This is a genomic window from Methylotenera versatilis 7 (assembly GCF_000799165.1).
GTDB lineage: Bacteria > Pseudomonadota > Gammaproteobacteria > Burkholderiales > Methylophilaceae > Methylotenera_A > Methylotenera_A versatilis_A.
Window position 1 is genome coordinate 708988 of the sequence record NZ_JUGF01000002.1, and the last position, 16143, is coordinate 725130.

The following is a 16143-nucleotide window of genomic DNA, read 5'->3' on the forward strand; positions in this document are numbered from 1 at the left end:
ACTTATAGTTACTAACTACTAGTTTAAAGTTTTGGCTTTCTCTACCGCTTCTTCAATGCCACCGACCATGTAGAAAGCTTGCTCTGGCAGATGATCATACTCACCAGCAACAATGGCTTTAAAGCCTTTGATCGTTTCTTTTAGTGGTACATATTTACCTGGCGCGCCAGTAAACACTTCAGCTACGTGGAATGGTTGTGACAAGAAACGTTGGATTTTACGTGCACGGCCAACAGCTAATTTATCTTCTGCTGATAATTCGTCCATACCCAAAATCGCAATAATGTCGCGTAATTCTTTATAGCGTTGCAAGGTTTGTTGTACTGAACGCGCTACGCTGTAATGCTCTTCACCAACAACCAATGGGTCTAATTGACGTGAGCTTGAATCCAATGGATCAACCGCAGGGTAGATACCTAAAGAGGCAATGTCACGTGACAACACAACTGTTGAGTCCAAATGTTGGAACGTTGTTGCTGGTGATGGATCGGTCAAGTCATCCGCAGGTACATAAACTGCTTGGATAGAAGTAATAGAACCTGTTTTAGTTGATGTAATACGCTCTTGTAAACGACCCATTTCATCAGCTAGAGTAGGTTGGTAACCTACAGCTGAAGGCATACGGCCTAACAATGCAGATACTTCCGTACCGGCCAATGTGTAGCGATAGATGTTATCCACAAAGAACAATACGTCACGGCCTTCGTCACGGAATTTCTCAGCCATTGTCAAACCTGACAAAGCCACGCGTAAACGGTTACCTGGTGGTTCGTTCATTTGACCAAACACCATTGATACTTTTGATTCTTTCATGTTGTCCAGCTTGATAACACCAGCTTCTGCCATCTCGTGGTAGAAGTCATTACCTTCACGAGTACGCTCACCTACACCTGCAAACACTGATAAACCTGAGTGTTGTTTTGCAATGTTGTTAATCAACTCAAGCATGTTAACGGTTTTACCTACACCCGCACCGCCGAACAAACCAACTTTACCGCCTTTAGCAAACGGACAAACCAAGTCAATCACTTTAATACCTGTCTCTAACAGGTCAACTGAAGGTGATAGCTCTTCGAAAGTAGGGGCTTTTTGGTGAATTGGACGACGCTCATCAGAATCAATCGGGCCAGCCTCATCAATTGGGCGACCCAACACGTCCATAATACGGCCTAGCGTACCTACACCAACCGGCACAGTAATCTGTGAGCCTGTTGATTTAAATGCTGTACCACGTGCAAGACCATCAGATGAGCCCATCGCAATGGTACGCACAATGCCGTCACCCAATTGTTGCTGAACTTCCAAAGTTAGGCCTGCCTCAGCTTGACTTGTTGCATCATCAATAATCAATGCTTCAAATACGTTCGGCATTTGGTCACGTGGAAACTCAACGTCCACAACAGCACCAATACATTGAACAACTTTACCAATTTTTACTTGGGCTTCTTTAACTTGATTTGCTTTTGCCATTTTCTATTCCTAACTTCTTTTAGTCAGATTTAATTAAATTCTATATTCGTTCAACTATTAAGCTAACGCGCTTTTCAATTTGGTCTCTACATAACACCCTACGGGGTTAGTATCGCCCAATTGCTAAGCTACCGCTGCAGCGCCACCAACAATTTCAGAGATCTCTTTGGTAATTGCTGCCTGGCGGGCTTTGTTGTAAACCAGTTTCAAATCGCCAATCACCTGTTTTGCGTTATCAGATGCTGATTTCATTGCCACCATACGTGATGACTGCTCTGAAGCCATGTTCTCTGCCACAGCGTTGTACACTAATGACTCGATATAACGCACCATCAACTCATCAATCACTGGCTGTGCTTCAGGCTCGTAGATGTAATCCCAATGACCTTTTGCAATGCCTACTTTAACTGCGCCTTTGATGACGCCGCTTGTTGATAAAGGCTCAACTTTGTCATGATGAGGATGCGCACCTAAATGCTCATCACTCAATGGTAACAATTGTTGTATCACTGGTTCTTGCTTCATGGTGTTGATGAACTTAGTGTAGCTGATAAACAACTGGTCAATTTCACCTGCAGTATAAGCATCCAACATCACTTTGATCGTACCAATCAAAGCTTCTAAATGCGGAACATCACCCAAACCTGTGATGTGCGATTTAACATTCGCGCCTACACGGTTCATAAAGCTAAAGCCTTTGTTACCAATCGCACTAACAGAGATTGCCTTGCCTTCAGTTTCCCAAGTTTTCATTTGGTTAACAGACAAACGCAACATATTGGTATTTAAACCACCACATAAGCCTTTGTCTGAACTAACCACAATCAAACCAATGTTTTTCACAACATCACGCTTAATCAAATAGGGGTGTTTGTACTCAGGGTTTGCAAATGACAAATGCGCTGCAACGTTACGAATTTTCTCAGCATATGGGCGTGAGGCACGCATTCTATCTTGCGCTTTACGCATTTTAGAAGCAGCCACCATTTCCATCGCCTTGGTGATCTTGCGTGTATTTTCTACACTCTTGATCTTGGTTCTAATCTCTTTACTACCAGCCATTTTATTTACCTAATAGTAGATTAATAAGCGTTCGTTGCTTTGAAGTCTTGAATTGCCGCTTCAACCGCTTTTTCGTTATCGCCAGCCAAGTCTTTGCTAGACTCGATGCCATCCATCAATTTAGCGTATTTAGAACCCATGAAGCCATGCAATGCGCTTTCAAAAGCCAATACTTTATTGGTTGGAACATCATCGAAATAGCCTTTGTTAGCTGCCAACAAAGTAATTGCCATTTTTGAAACGCTTAATGGTGCGTACTGCGCTTGTTTCATCAACTCAGTAAACATACGACCGCGATCTAGCTGTTTACGTGTTGCTTCATCCAAATCAGAAGCGAATTGCGCAAATGCGGCCAATTCACGATATTGCGCTAAGGCTAAACGTACGCCACCGCCCAATTTTTTAATGACTTTGGTTTGTGCAGCACCACCTACGCGAGATACTGAAATACCCGCGTTAATTGCTGGACGAATACCCGCGTTGAACAAATCTGTCTCTAGGAAGATCTGACCATCGGTAATCGAAATCACGTTAGTTGGAACGAATGCTGAAACGTCGCCAGCCGCTGTTTCAATCACTGGCAATGCTGTCAATGAACCGGTTTTACCTTTTACGGCACCATTAGTGAATTTTTCTACATACTCTTCGTTTACGCGCGCAGCACGCTCTAACAAACGTGAGTGGATGTAGAACACGTCACCTGGGTAAGCTTCACGGCCTGGTGGACGACGTAATAGCAATGAGATTTGACGGTAAGCAATCGCTTGTTTAGTCAAATCATCATAAACGATCAATGCATCTTCACCACGGTCACGGAAGTACTCACCCATTGTACAACCAGCGTATGGCGCTAAGAATTGTAGTGCAGCCGAATCAGAAGCTGTTGCTGCAACCACGATGGTGTAAGCAAGCGCGCCGTTTTCTTCCAGCTTACGTACCACGTTAGCAACTGTAGACGCCTTTTGGCCAATCGCAACATAGATACAAGTCATGTTCTGACCTTTTTGGTTGATGATCGCATCAACCGCTACCGCTGTTTTACCTGTTTGGCGATCACCAATAATCAATTCACGTTGACCACGGCCAACTGGCACCATAGAGTCAACTGATTTCAAACCAGTTTGTACTGGTTGTGAAACTGATTTACGTGCAATCACGCCTGGTGCCACTTTTTCAATCTTGTCAGTCATTTTTGCATTGACTGGGCCTTTACCATCAATCGGCTGACCTAACGCGTTTACTACGCGGCCAATCAATTCTGGACCTACTGGCACTTCTAAAATGCGACCTGTACATTTAACAGTGTCGCCTTCAGTAATGTGCTCGTAATCACCTAAAACCACTGCACCAACCGAATCACGCTCGAGGTTAAGCGCCAAACCGAATGTGTTGCCTGGAAATTCGATCATCTCGCCGGCCATCACGTTTGAAAGACCGTGAATACGTACGATACCGTCAGTTACTGAAATTACTGTACCTTGAGTACGCGCTTCAGCTGAGGTAGAAAAATTTTCTAATCTGCTTTTAATCAGTTCACTGATTTCTGATGTAGATAACTGCATTTTGACTCCTAAAGTTTTCTTTGGCTATTTAATTAACCACGCGCCTAAGCTGAAAGCGTATAAGCTAAATTTTGTAACTGACCTTTGACGGACGCGTCTATCACGGTATCGCCAACAATAATTTTAATGCCACCAATAAGCTCTGCATCTACAGAAACATTGGCTTCAATCTTTTTACCAAACTTAGCTTCAAGGCGTTTTACTAAATCTTTAACTTCTGCCGCGCTTGGTTTAGCCGCTGCAATAATTTGCGCATCCAGCGTGCCTTCATCAAGCGCTTTAAGCTCTTCAAACGCACTGCTGATAGCGGGCAATATAGACATGCGATTGTATTCAACCAACACTTTAATCAGGTTTTGTCCCTGCTCATTGAGTTTGTCGCCACACACTTTTAAAAAAGTCTTTTGTAAATCGCTCGCGACTACTTTTGGGTCTTGGATGTAAGCCTGCATTTGCGCATCGTTAGAAACAGCAGTGGCAAAACTTAACATCTCAGACCATTTAGCCAGCGATTTCTGCTCTTTACCAAGCTTGTAAGCCGCTACTGCGTAAGGCCGTGCGATGGTTGATATTTCAGCCATGACTTATAGCTCCGCCGCTAGTTTAGATAGCATTTCGCTATGTGCTTTGCCATCAATCTCTTTACGCAAGATTTTTTCAGCGCCAGCGATTGCCAATGCTGAAACCTGTGCACGTAAACCTTCTTTAGCACGGTTTACTTCTTGATCAATCTCAGCTTTTGCACCCGTAATAATACGGTCGCCTTCCGCTTTAGCATTGCCTTTAGCTTCTTCAACGATTTGTGTCGCGCGTTTTTCAGCCTGACCAATAATCTCGCTGGCTTTTTGTTTGGCTTCTGCAAGTGTTGCTTCTGATTTTTTAGCTGCTACTTCCAAGGCGCTTCTGCCTTCTTGCGCTGCAGCCAAACCGTCAGCAATTTCTTTTTGGCGCGTTTCAATCGCTTTTAATAGCGGCGGCCAAACGAATTTCACTGTGAACCAAATCAACACAGCAAATGCGATAGCTTGTGCGATCAGTGTAAAGTTAATGTTCATTTTTAATCCAATTAAATTAAGTCAGTGTATAAAAGTTTGAGTCAATAGTTGACTCAAAAAATTAATTTGCTGCTGTAACAACGCTTAATAATGGGTTAGCGAACGCGAACATCATAGCCAGACCAACACCAATAATGAAAGAAGCATCGATAAGACCTAATAGCAAGAATACTTTACCTTGTAATTGTGGAATCATTTCTGGTTGACGCGCTGCGCCTTCCAGGAAACTTGCACACATAATACCAATACCGATACAAGCACCCGCAGCGCCTAAACCAATAATTAAACCAATACCAACGCCTGTGTAGGCTTGAATCAATGCTAATGCTTCCATTTTATTACCCTCTCAAAAATTAAACTGCACTTTATAACAACTCTAAAACTACTTATCGAAACGACTTACTAAAACAAATTAAAACTAATTATTTAATGACTTTCGTGCGCCATCGCTAAATAAACAACCGTTAACATCATAAAGATGAAAGCCTGCAATGCCACAATTAAAATATGGAAAATTGACCAGCCTGCACCTAAAACTGCACCGAAAATCGTACCAGACAAGCCCGTAGCCGCCCACATACCCAGTAGCAAGAAAATCACTTCACCCGCATACATATTGCCGAAGAGACGCAAGGAGTGTGAAAGTGGTTTCGAAACATATTCGATTAAATTAAACAAGAAATTCAGTGGTAGCACCCAGAATTTATGGCCGAATGGCGTGTAAAACAACTCATGAATCCAACCGCCAAAGCCCTTGACTTTAATCGAGAAGAAAATCATCAAAATCCAGATTGATAAAGCTAAGGCAAACGTGGTGTTAATGTCTGAAGTCGGTACTGCGCGCCATGCGTCAAAGCCAATAGCATGGGTAAATTTTGCAACGATATCAATTGGCAGGAAATCCATGGCATTCATTGCGAATACCCATAAAAAAACCGTCAGCGCTGTTGGAGCAATGAAGCTATGACGGTTACCATGAAAAATATTTTTAACTTGGTCATCCACAAAACCAAAAACCAACTCAACAAAAGCTTGACGTTTGGTTGGCACACCAGCAGTTGCGCCACGGGCTACCCACCAGACCAAACCCATGACCAACAAACCTAATATGACTGACGTAATCAAAGTATCAATATGCAATGTCCAAAAACTGCCATTGCCGACTGATTGCGCATTAAAACTTAAATGATGCGAAATATATTCTGACGGGGTGAGTACGTGTTCTGCGTGTTCTGTAGCCATATCAATCCGAATGGCCTCGTTAAGAGGCGCCTATTAAAGTTACTTATTTAAAGTATAAAAATTAAAATTTCTATATTTCTAATTCTGTTTTATCTAGCTTGCTCATTGCAGCACCAGAAAATAGTGCTGCAGCAGCCAAACCCGCAATAAGCGCAAATGGCACTAATTGCTTGTAAAGCTTAAACGTAATAAATAGCAGCACAACAATAATAATAATTTTAACGGCCTCTGCTTTCAGCAGATTAACCAATATCGTTGCGGCTTCATTACTATTACGTTGTGCAATTTTAGAAGCAAAAAAAGCACCGACTGTCACTGACAGCCCGCCAGCCAACGCTGAAATACCTGCATGCAAACCTGAAACAATCAACGCAATTACCATCACTACGGCTGTTGCACTTAATTGCCACTGTAACATTTTGCCAAACACTTTATTACTGCTTGTAGTTAAGCCTGACTTTGAATTTTGCTCTTCTGTCATTTCCGTTTTCTTGTCATTTCAGTTTGATTGAAATGGGCTTATCAGCAAAGTCCGCGATTTTGAATTATTACGCATTTTTAGTCAAGCAGTAAGTGCAAGTATTGCAATTAAGTTTCACGCAAAATGAAACACTTAGCGCATCATTTTACTAATAATGTCATCCAGCTGATCTAAATTGTTGTAGCTAATTTTAAGCATGCCCGAGCCGTTTTCTTTTGCAGAAATATTCACACTGGTGCCAATTTTTTCACTCAATGTGTTTTGCAGGGTTAAAACGTCATGATTGACCGTGGTTTTCTGTGGCTTAACCTTGTCAACTTCAGCTAATTTTTTCACCAAGTTTTCAACATCACGCACCGATAAATTTTGCTGCACGATTTTATTTGCCAGCATAATTTGTTGCGCCGCATCCAAACCGATTAATGCTCGGGCATGCCCCATATCCAGTTTGTTGTGCATTAACATCGCTTGCACAGGCGCACTTAAGGATAGTAATCGCAGCAAATTGGATACCGCTGCACGTGAACGTCCAACAGCAGTAGCGGCTTTTTCGTGCGTCATGGCAAATTCATCGATCAAGCGCTTAATGCCTTGCGCTTCTTCTAATGGGTTTAAATTTTCACGTTGAATATTCTCTATTAACGCCATCGCCAGCGCGGACTCATCCGCGATTTCACGCACCAGGACCGGCACTTCAGACAAACCAGCCAATTGCGAAGCGCGCCAACGCCGCTCACCTGCGATAATTTCGTATTGATCCGCACCCACATTTCGCACCAAAATCGGCTGCATAATGCCTTGATTGCGAATAGAATCGGCCAAAGTTTGTAATGCCGCGTCATCCATATAAGAGCGTGGTTGATATTTACCAGGCTGCAATTGGTTAACGCCCAACATCATCAACGCATCACCACGTGCAAGCTCTTCGCTATCATTTGACAATAGCGCATCCAATCCACGCCCCAGACCTTTTGGTTTAACCATTTACCACACCCTTTAATTGCGTTGCAGGATTCTTAACGCTTTGATTTTTATGAATAATTTCCTTGGCTAAATCTAAATAGGCCACAGCACCTTTAGAAGATTTGTCATACATCAACACAGGCAAACCATAACTTGGGGCTTCGGCCAAACGAATATTGCGCGGGATCACCGTTTTATAGACTTTATCGCCAAAATGGCTAACCAATTGTGCCGACACTTGGCTTGCCAGCATATTACGATTATCGAACATGGTGCGCAGCAAGCCTTCAATTTCTAATTTCGGATTTAAATGTGCGCGTACTTTTTTAATCGTGTTCACCAAATCCGACAAACCTTCCAACGCATAATATTCACACTGCATCGGAATCATCACGGTATCGGCTGCAGTGAGCGCATTGACGGTGACCAAATTGAGGGCAGGGGGGCAATCGAGCAACACATAATCATAATCAGAAATCGCCGAAATGGCTTGCTTCAAACGCATTTCACGCGCCAACTCATTTACCAGCTCCACTTCTGCACCAGCCAACTCACGATTAGATGGCGCAATATCAAAGCCGCCTTTTTCGCTTTTAACAACAACTTCTTTTAATGTTTTTTCGCCAATCAACACATGATAAATACTGTATTCAAGATGTGCTTTATCAATACCACTACCTGTGCTGGCATTGCCTTGCGGGTCTAAATCCACCAGTAGCACCTTTTGCTTATTAGCGGCCAAACTGGCGGCTAAATTTACACAAGTAGTAGTTTTACCCACACCACCTTTTTGATTAGTAATCGCTAATATTTTCATCAATTGTTCTTTAACTATTCTATGTTTTGACTATTATTAAATATCGCATTTCTTAAAACCCGACATTGTTGGGTATATTTTCAAACACCACCAAATGCCGCTCCGCATCCAAACCCGCAACTTTCAACGGAATAATATTGCTCGGTTGCACAGGCAAGCCTTCCAATTCACCTGATGGCATCACGCCTTTCATGGCAAGCCAGTGTCCATTTTCTTTAATCAAATGCTTGGTTAACTGCATAAACAAAGCGATTTCAGAAAAGGCTCTTGATATGACCAATTCAAATGGCTCGCTTGGCTGAAAATTTTCCACCCGCGCATGGACTACAGTTAAATTAGCCAAGCTCAACTCACCTTTCACCTGGCGCATAAAAATCGCTTTCTTTTGCACCGTATCAATCGTCGTCACTTGCAGCTCCGGCTTGCATATCGCCAGTACAATTCCTGGTAAGCCACCGCCACTGCCCACATCTAATAAATTTTTACTATTTACATGCGGCAACACACTTAAACTATCCAGCAAATGCAAAATCACCATTTCCAGCGGATCGCGTACCGCCGTCAGGTTGTATACCTTATTCCATTTGTGCAACAAACTTAAATATGCCAGTAGCTTTTCCTGCATCGCAACAGGCACAGGCAAGCCCATGCTTGCAATACCTTGCGCCAATAATTCAGCCTGATTCATGCTGCTTGATTATCAGCGCCAATATTAGTTTGGCTAGCCTGTTTTTTATATTTGCGCTTTAAGTAGACCAATAGCAAAGATATTGTTGCTGGCGTGATGCCTGAAATACGCCCAGCCTGACCGATCGTTTCCGGTTTATGTTGTATTAATTTTTGCCGCGCTTCAATACTTAGGCCATGCACATCCGCATAATCTAAATCTATTAATTTAATATTTTCACTGCCTTTTTGCTTGGCAATTTCTTCTTGCTGACGTGTTATGTAGCCTTGATATTTAGCAGCAATTTCCACTTGCTCGCGTACTGCCGGGTCTAATTCGCCCAATTGAATATTGCCCAAACTTAACATACCTTCGTAACTTACTTCCGGACGGCGCAGCAATTCAAATAAACTATATTCATGCTCTAAAGGCTTACCCAAAATCGCAGCTTGTGTTTCACGTGAAACATCATCTGTTGCCACTTGTACAAACGTTTTTCTCAAACGCTCCTGTTCACGCGATACTGCTTCCAGTTTTTTCTCAAATGCCGCCCAACGCGCATCATCCACTAAACCTAATTCACGACCCTTGGCAGTTAAGCGCATATCAGCGTTATCCTCCCTCAGTTGCAGACGATATTCCGCACGCGAAGTGAACATCCGATACGGCTCTGTTACGCCGGTAGTAATCAAGTCATCTACCAGCACACCCAAATACGCTTCGTCACGAGCAGGGCACCAGCTTTCTTTTCCTTGCACATATAAAGCCGCGTTTGCACCGGCTAACAACCCTTGTGCCGCCGCTTCCTCATATCCGGTCGTACCATTAATCTGCCCCGCAAAAAATAAGCCTTGTACGGATTTTGTTTCTAAACTGGACTTCAAGCTTCTCGGGTCGTAATAATCGTATTCAATCGCATAGCCTGGGCGCAAAATATGCGCGCCTTCCAACCCTTTAATAGAGCGCACTAACGCAAGCTGGATATCAAACGGCAAACTGGTCGAAATACCGTTTGGATAAATTTCGTTGGTGGTTAAACCTTCAGGCTCTAAAAATATCTGATGGGATTCTTTATCGGCAAAACGGTGAATTTTGTCTTCCACACTCGGACAATAACGTGGGCCAACACCCTCAATCACACCTGTGTACATCGGTGAACGATCCAACCCACTGCGAATAATTTCGTGCGTTCGCTCATTGGTATGCGTAATCCAGCAGGGCACTTGTTGCGGATGCTGCGCCACATTGCCCATAAATGAGAATACCGGTGCAGGATCATCACCCGGTTGCTCAAGCATCACGGAATAATCAATCGTACGGCCATCGATGCGCGGCGGCGTACCAGTTTTCAACCTGCCAGCCGGCAAACCGATTTCGCGTAAGCGCGCGGCCAAACTAATCGCTGGCGGATCGCCTGCGCGGCCAGCACTGTAATTTTGCAGCCCCACATGAATTAGACCACCCAAAAATGTGCCTGCGGTTAACACCACGCTTTTAGATTTAAACCGCAAACCGATTTGCGTCACAACGCCCGCGGCGCGATCACCATCTAATATAATGTCATCAACCGCTTGTTGAAATAACCATAAATTAGGCTGATTTTCCAATTTGTGGCGCACGACCGCTTTATACAAAATACGGTCTGCCTGAGCGCGCGTGGCGCGAACCGCCGGGCCTTTGGATGAATTTAAAATACGAAACTGAATACCGCCGATATCCGTCGCCTGCGCCATCACGCCACCTAGCGCATCAATCTCTTTAACCAAGTGGCCTTTGCCAATGCCGCCAATACTGGGGTTGCAAGACATTTGGCCTAACGTTTCAATGTTGTGGCTTAATAAAAGCGTTTTTTGCCCCATGCGTGCAGCGGCTAGTGCAGCCTCGGTGCCCGCATGTCCACCACCTACAACAATTACATCAAAAATATCCGGAAAAATCATTTAAATATTACTTACGCTTCAATAAGTTAACAACTCAATCTGCATGAGTTGTGTAAAGTCTAGATTTTACTGCAAAGTGCTTGCCAAGTCATTTAAAAACAGCAAGATAAAAACAGTTAACGTCTCATTTTAAGCATGTTTCACGTGAAACAATTTAATTAGATCCATTTTTTAATAGTACTTTTATGTAAACATTAGCTCGCAACTAAAGATTAACAGTCAACCAACGCATTGTCGCACACAGTATGCAGCGTAGTTTTAGTAAATTAAACGGCTAAACTCAATGTAGCCCGATTAAGAATATTTAGTGTTTCACGTGAAACACTTCACAATCGTTTACAGACGGAACCCTTGACCACAGCCAACTACGCGCCTATAGTGGTGGTGGCGAATATGTTAATGCGCTGAACTTAAGCAGGGCGCGATAACCGTTTGTGATGGGCTGGTTAATTATGGATTAAATATACTTAACTGCTCAACATCACTAAAAGGTGCAGTTAACCTTGCAACTTAATCCTTAAGATAAAATCTTTACAAATAGTTTAGGAGAAAATGATGGCAGATATTCAAGAACACAAAGACACACTTGCAAAATACACCTCCAAAATCAACGAAGCGGCTTTACAGGGCATGGCAAGAACATATGCTTTGGTTTTATCTAAGCAAGATTCTCGCAATGTTTCTTGTGGTGATGCTGCTGAAAAGCAGACTGTGCGTGAGAATTTCTTAAAGAAGAAATTAGGTCTTACTCACTCGGATGCTGTGCTTGATGCTGCAATTGATGAAGTCTGCGCAAAAGTAAAAGAAGATCGATTTAAATCTCGCTTGGTTTTCTACTATTTGTTAGCTGAAAAATACAATTTATTAGGCAATTTTGTTAAGTAGTTAATACTTTTTTTGCATCAAAAAAGGCGCCTTAAGCGCCTTTTTTATTTGTTCAAAACTTATTTTCCTATGCAAAATTTGCTGAATATCTCACCCAGTAAATCATCTGGTGTAAATTCACCAGTAATACCACTCAACGCTTCTTGCGCTAACTTTAACTCTTCCGCTACCAACTCTGCCGCATTAATTTGTACCGCTGCAGCACTTAAGTGATTATCCACTTGTGCCAATGCGTTCAAATGTCGCGCACGCGCCATGAAAACTCCTTCAGCATTTTGTTGATAGCCCGCAATGCTCAGCAAACGCTGTTTTAGTATAGAAACACCATCACCGGTTTTGGCAGACAGGTAAATATGTATCTCACCTGAAATTTCCGTAATTTTTGCGGATTCCATGGTCGCATCAATTTTATTATGCACCCAAATTTTACCGATTCCTTGCGGTAACCGGTCTAAAACGATTTTTTCTGTATCCCCAATACCATGAGCTGCATCCACCAATAATAATGCGACCTGCGCGTTTTGTAGCGCTTGATATGTTCGAGCGATACCAATTTTTTCTACCTCATCTTCTGTGTCACGCAATCCAGCTGTATCAATAATGTGCAATGGTAAACCATTGATTTGTATAGAACTTTTAATAGCATCACGCGTTGTTCCAGCAATCGGTGTAACAATCGCCACCTCTTCGCCGCTCAATTGGTTCATTAAACTCGATTTTCCTACATTTGGCTGACCAACCAAGACAATGTGCATACCTTCACGCAACAAGCTGCCTTGTTTAGCTTTTGCAAACACGGATTTTAATTCCAAAATAATTGTAGCTAGTTTTTCAGCCACTTTTCCTTGGGTAATAAAATCGATTTCTTCTTCGGGAAAATCTAAACAAGCTTCTACATACATGCGCAAATTAATCAGCTTGGTTAATACCGAATTAATACTGTTTGAAAATTCGCCTGATAACGAGCGTACCGCGCTACGCGCTGCTTCAACCGTTGTAGCGTTAATCACATCGGCAACTGCCTCAGCTTGCGCTAAATCAATTTTGTCATTCAGGTATGCACGTTTGGTAAATTCGCCTGGTTCTGCTTGACGCGCACCCAATTGAATACAGCGCGCTAACAGCAACTGCATCAACGCAGTGCCACCGTGCGCTTGCAACTCCAAGACATCTTCACCAGTATAGGAGTGTGGGTTTTGATAATAAATCGCGATGCCACGATCGATTAACTGTTGATATTCGTCGTAAAACGGTAAATACGCCGCATGGCGCGGGGCAGGGCATGCGCCCAGAATGCGTGTGGCAATGGATTGGCTTAACGGACCGGAAACACGCACAACCCCAATGCCGCCAGCGCCACTGGCTGTGGCAATAGCGGCAATAGTGTCATTGGGAATTAACATACGTTTCACCGACAATTAAAGCTGGCGATTTGAATAACGCCTATTTTTTGATGCCTTTTTTGGCAAGTGCGGCCGCGTGAATGGTTTTGTTCACATACCATTGTTGCGCGATAGACAATATATTGTTCACCAACCAATACAACACCAAACCGGCAGGGAAGAAGAAGAAGAACACACTAAATACCACCGGCATGATTTTCATTATTTTTGCTTGCAGCGGGTCAGTCGGTGCAGGGTTTAAATAGGTTTGAATAATCATGGTAGCGCCCATCAAAATCGGCAAAATAAACCACGGATCAGTCGCGGATAAATCTTGAATCCAGCCAAAGAATGGCGCATGGCGCAACTCAACAGATGCGAGTAATACCCAATAAAGTGCAATAAAAACAGGGATCTGCACAAGGATTGGCAAACAGCCGCCCATTGGGTTGATTTTTTCGGTACGATACATTTCAAGCATGGCTTGCTGCATTTTTTGTTTATCGTCGCCAAACTTTTCTTTCATACTTTGTAAGCGTGGCGCCAATTCGCGCATTTGCGCCATCGATTTATAGCTAGCTGCTGAAAGTGGAAAAAATACCGCTTTAATCAGAATCGTGAGCAAAATAATCGCTACACCCCAATTATTCACCAAGCCATGAATTTTCGATAATACCCAGAATAATGGTTTAGCAATAATGGTTAACCAACCATAATCCACCGTGTATTCCAAGCCTGGCGCAGCTTTAGTTAATACTTCCTCAACTTGCGGCCCTGCAAATAATTGAGCGCCTATTTCAGTTGTAGTACCGGCTGCAATACTTGCATTCGGGGTTACAACACCCACCGCATAAATATTATCGGATAGTTTTTTTGTATAAAACTCGCGCTCAACGCCTGTTTTTGGAATCCACGCACTGGCAAAGTAGTGTTGTACCAAACCGACCCAGCCATCTTTAGTAGTTTTAGATAAATCGGCCTTTGCCATTTCGTTAAACTTAATCTTTTTGAATTTATCGGCTTCCGTAAAATACGCACCACCGGTGAAAGTCGGCATCATCATAGAGCCTTGATTCGATTCACTATCATGCACAATTTGGTAATACGCAGAAGGCGTAATCGCGGTTGCGCTAGCGTTGTTAATTTGAAAACGTACATCAATGACATAGCTGTTGCGGTGGAAAGTATAGATTTTATCAACGCTAACACCATTTTCCGCCCAAGAAAGGCGCACCTCCTGCGTATCTTGGCCATCAGCTAAACTGTAGTCGCTGGCGGTACTTGTAAACTGTGATTTATGATTCGGTAAATCCGCGCCCATCAAACCCGATTGCGCGACATAAAACATTGGTTTAAATGCGTCATCCATTAATACAAAATGGCCATTTTTAGTGTCAGATGCAGCGTGCTGATTCAGCACTAAGCGCCGCAGATCACCGCCTATAGTATCGATTTCAGCTTCAAATAAATCCGTTTTAACCTTAACGCGTTGGCCTGTAGCCAATTTAAAGCTACCATCATTTACATTGGTTTGCGTTACACCGGTTGCGCTGCCTGCTGCCACGCCATTGGCGTTAGGCGCTGTTTGAACAGTTACTTGCGGATCAATGACAGGCGCATTTTTTTGCTGCCACGCATCCCACAACATCATGATTGAGAAAGAAAAAATGACAAATAAAATTAAACGGCGTGTATCCATAGGTTTTATAATCGATCAGTTAATTAATTCGTCTGTTACAAAGATTAGAAATGTTAATCATCATCATAAACGAGTATTGTTAAATATTAAGGTACTGGGTCACTGCCACCAGCATGCCAGGGATGGCAACGTGCTAAACGCTTGATGGTTAAAATGCTACCACTTAATGCGCCATGTTTTTGTATACAGGCAATCGCATAATGTGAACAAGTTGGATGGAATCGGCATTGTTGCCCAAAAAACGGGCTTAATGCGACTTGATACAAGCGAATACATGCGATCAAAAATCGTGTCATGGTTATACATTCTATAATTACAGCGGTATTTATTGCTATACATCTGTTTTTACTGTGTTTTTACTGCTATTTTCTGTATTTTTTGCAATCAACTTCAACATTAATTGCTCAAACTCTTGCTTCACCTGATTAAAATCTGTCTTTTCAAACGTTTTTTGTGCTTGAATCACCAAATCAATTGACGGCAAGTTATGCTGATTTAATCTAAACAGCTCACGTAAGACACGCCGCATATAATTTCGTTTAACGGCCAATTTTGCCGTTTTTTTTGCCACAATCAAACCCAAACGCGGCCTATTTAACAGGTTCGGCTTAAAGCGCATTACCAAATAAGGTGAAGCAATTCGTTTACGCAAATTAAAAACGGATGAAAAATCATCCGTTTTAATTAGCTTGGCTTGTTTAGGCAAACTAAACATGACCATTTTTATCATCAACCGTTAATCACCTTCAATAACAGGTAATTAACGTTAATAATTAAAGACCTAGGCGCGAACGACCTTTAGCACGACGCGCTGCAATAACAGCACGACCACCTTTAGTTTTCATGCGCACTAAAAAACCATGCGTACGTGCACGACGTGTTTTAGAAGGTTGGTAAGTACGTTTCATTTAATTCTCC

At 42.7% G+C, this 16143-nt stretch carries 18 protein-coding genes; 1 reads left to right on the forward strand and 17 read right to left on the reverse strand.

Annotated features, from left to right (window positions below):
- Nucleotides 1-18: 18 nt before the first annotated feature.
- From atpD to mnmG, 12 genes are all read right to left on the reverse strand, one after another.
- Entirely contained in the window at nucleotides 19-1470 is a 1452-nt protein-coding gene (atpD, locus tag K370_RS07380; protein ID WP_047540354.1) for a F0F1 ATP synthase subunit beta, read from the reverse strand.
- 123 nt (nucleotides 1471-1593) lie between these two features.
- Nucleotides 1594-2532, reverse strand: a complete 939-nt coding sequence (atpG, locus tag K370_RS07385; protein ID WP_047540357.1) for a F0F1 ATP synthase subunit gamma — start codon at nucleotides 2530-2532, stop codon at nucleotides 1594-1596.
- 20 nt (nucleotides 2533-2552) lie between these two features.
- Nucleotides 2553-4094: a F0F1 ATP synthase subunit alpha gene (gene atpA / locus K370_RS07390; protein ID WP_047540361.1), complete on the reverse strand. Its 1542-nt coding sequence runs from the start codon at nucleotides 4092-4094 to the stop codon at nucleotides 2553-2555.
- 44 nt (nucleotides 4095-4138) lie between these two features.
- Entirely contained in the window at nucleotides 4139-4675 is a 537-nt protein-coding gene (locus tag K370_RS07395) for a F0F1 ATP synthase subunit delta (RefSeq protein ID WP_047540365.1), read from the reverse strand.
- Between the two features lie 3 nt (nucleotides 4676-4678).
- The gene (locus K370_RS07400) at nucleotides 4679-5149 is read right to left on the reverse strand and encodes a F0F1 ATP synthase subunit B (protein WP_020167217.1); all 471 of its coding nucleotides are present in this window, start codon (nucleotides 5147-5149) and stop codon (nucleotides 4679-4681) included.
- A gap of 61 nt (nucleotides 5150-5210) precedes the next feature.
- On the reverse strand, nucleotides 5211-5483 hold the full coding sequence (atpE, locus tag K370_RS07405; protein ID WP_047540369.1) for a F0F1 ATP synthase subunit C: 273 nt from the start codon (nucleotides 5481-5483) through the stop codon (nucleotides 5211-5213).
- A gap of 92 nt (nucleotides 5484-5575) precedes the next feature.
- On the reverse strand, nucleotides 5576-6391 hold the full coding sequence (gene atpB / locus K370_RS07410; RefSeq protein WP_047540371.1) for a F0F1 ATP synthase subunit A: 816 nt from the start codon (nucleotides 6389-6391) through the stop codon (nucleotides 5576-5578).
- 70 nt (nucleotides 6392-6461) lie between these two features.
- Nucleotides 6462-6872, reverse strand: coding sequence for an ATP synthase subunit I (locus K370_RS07415; RefSeq protein ID WP_047540373.1), 411 nt, complete (start codon nucleotides 6870-6872; stop codon nucleotides 6462-6464).
- Between the two features lie 132 nt (nucleotides 6873-7004).
- Complete coding sequence (locus tag K370_RS07420) at nucleotides 7005-7856, reverse strand: ParB/RepB/Spo0J family partition protein (RefSeq protein WP_047540376.1); 852 nt, start codon at nucleotides 7854-7856, stop codon at nucleotides 7005-7007.
- Nucleotides 7849-8652 (reverse strand): ParA family protein, encoded by an 804-nt coding sequence (locus tag K370_RS07425; RefSeq protein WP_047540379.1) that lies wholly within the window; start codon nucleotides 8650-8652, stop codon nucleotides 7849-7851. The genes K370_RS07420 and K370_RS07425 overlap by 8 nt, the downstream gene beginning before the upstream one ends.
- A 52-nt stretch (nucleotides 8653-8704) precedes the next feature.
- Complete coding sequence (rsmG, locus tag K370_RS07430; protein WP_047540382.1) at nucleotides 8705-9340, reverse strand: 16S rRNA (guanine(527)-N(7))-methyltransferase RsmG; 636 nt, start codon at nucleotides 9338-9340, stop codon at nucleotides 8705-8707.
- Nucleotides 9337-11259 (reverse strand): tRNA uridine-5-carboxymethylaminomethyl(34) synthesis enzyme MnmG, encoded by a 1923-nt coding sequence (mnmG, locus tag K370_RS07435; RefSeq protein ID WP_047540385.1) that lies wholly within the window; start codon nucleotides 11257-11259, stop codon nucleotides 9337-9339. The genes rsmG and mnmG overlap by 4 nt, the downstream gene beginning before the upstream one ends.
- 552 nt (nucleotides 11260-11811) lie before the next feature.
- Between mnmG and K370_RS07440 the strand changes: the two genes are divergently transcribed.
- Nucleotides 11812-12144, forward strand: a complete 333-nt coding sequence (locus K370_RS07440) for a DUF2853 family protein (protein WP_081977182.1) — start codon at nucleotides 11812-11814, stop codon at nucleotides 12142-12144.
- Nucleotides 12145-12203: 59 nt separating this feature from the next.
- Here K370_RS07440 and mnmE read toward each other — a convergent pair whose 3' ends face one another.
- The 5 genes from mnmE to rpmH all read right to left on the reverse strand — a co-directional run bounded on the left by mnmE (nucleotide 12204) and on the right by rpmH (nucleotide 16133).
- Entirely contained in the window at nucleotides 12204-13547 is a 1344-nt protein-coding gene (gene mnmE, locus K370_RS07445; RefSeq protein WP_047540388.1) for a tRNA uridine-5-carboxymethylaminomethyl(34) synthesis GTPase MnmE, read from the reverse strand.
- A 40-nt stretch (nucleotides 13548-13587) separates the two neighbouring features.
- Nucleotides 13588-15225 carry a membrane protein insertase YidC gene (gene yidC / locus K370_RS07450; RefSeq protein ID WP_047540391.1) on the reverse strand — a complete coding sequence of 546 codons (1638 nt, stop codon included), beginning with the start codon at nucleotides 15223-15225 and terminating at the stop codon, nucleotides 13588-13590.
- 86 nt (nucleotides 15226-15311) lie between these two features.
- The gene (yidD, locus tag K370_RS07455) at nucleotides 15312-15521 is read right to left on the reverse strand and encodes a membrane protein insertion efficiency factor YidD (RefSeq protein WP_052185200.1); all 210 of its coding nucleotides are present in this window, start codon (nucleotides 15519-15521) and stop codon (nucleotides 15312-15314) included.
- Nucleotides 15522-15556: 35 nt separating this feature from the next.
- On the reverse strand, nucleotides 15557-15946 hold the full coding sequence (gene rnpA, locus K370_RS07460; RefSeq protein ID WP_047540395.1) for a ribonuclease P protein component: 390 nt from the start codon (nucleotides 15944-15946) through the stop codon (nucleotides 15557-15559).
- Nucleotides 15947-15998: 52 nt separating this feature from the next.
- Complete coding sequence (rpmH, locus tag K370_RS07465) at nucleotides 15999-16133, reverse strand: 50S ribosomal protein L34 (RefSeq protein WP_015833284.1); 135 nt, start codon at nucleotides 16131-16133, stop codon at nucleotides 15999-16001.
- Between the last annotated feature and the right edge of the window lie 10 nt (nucleotides 16134-16143).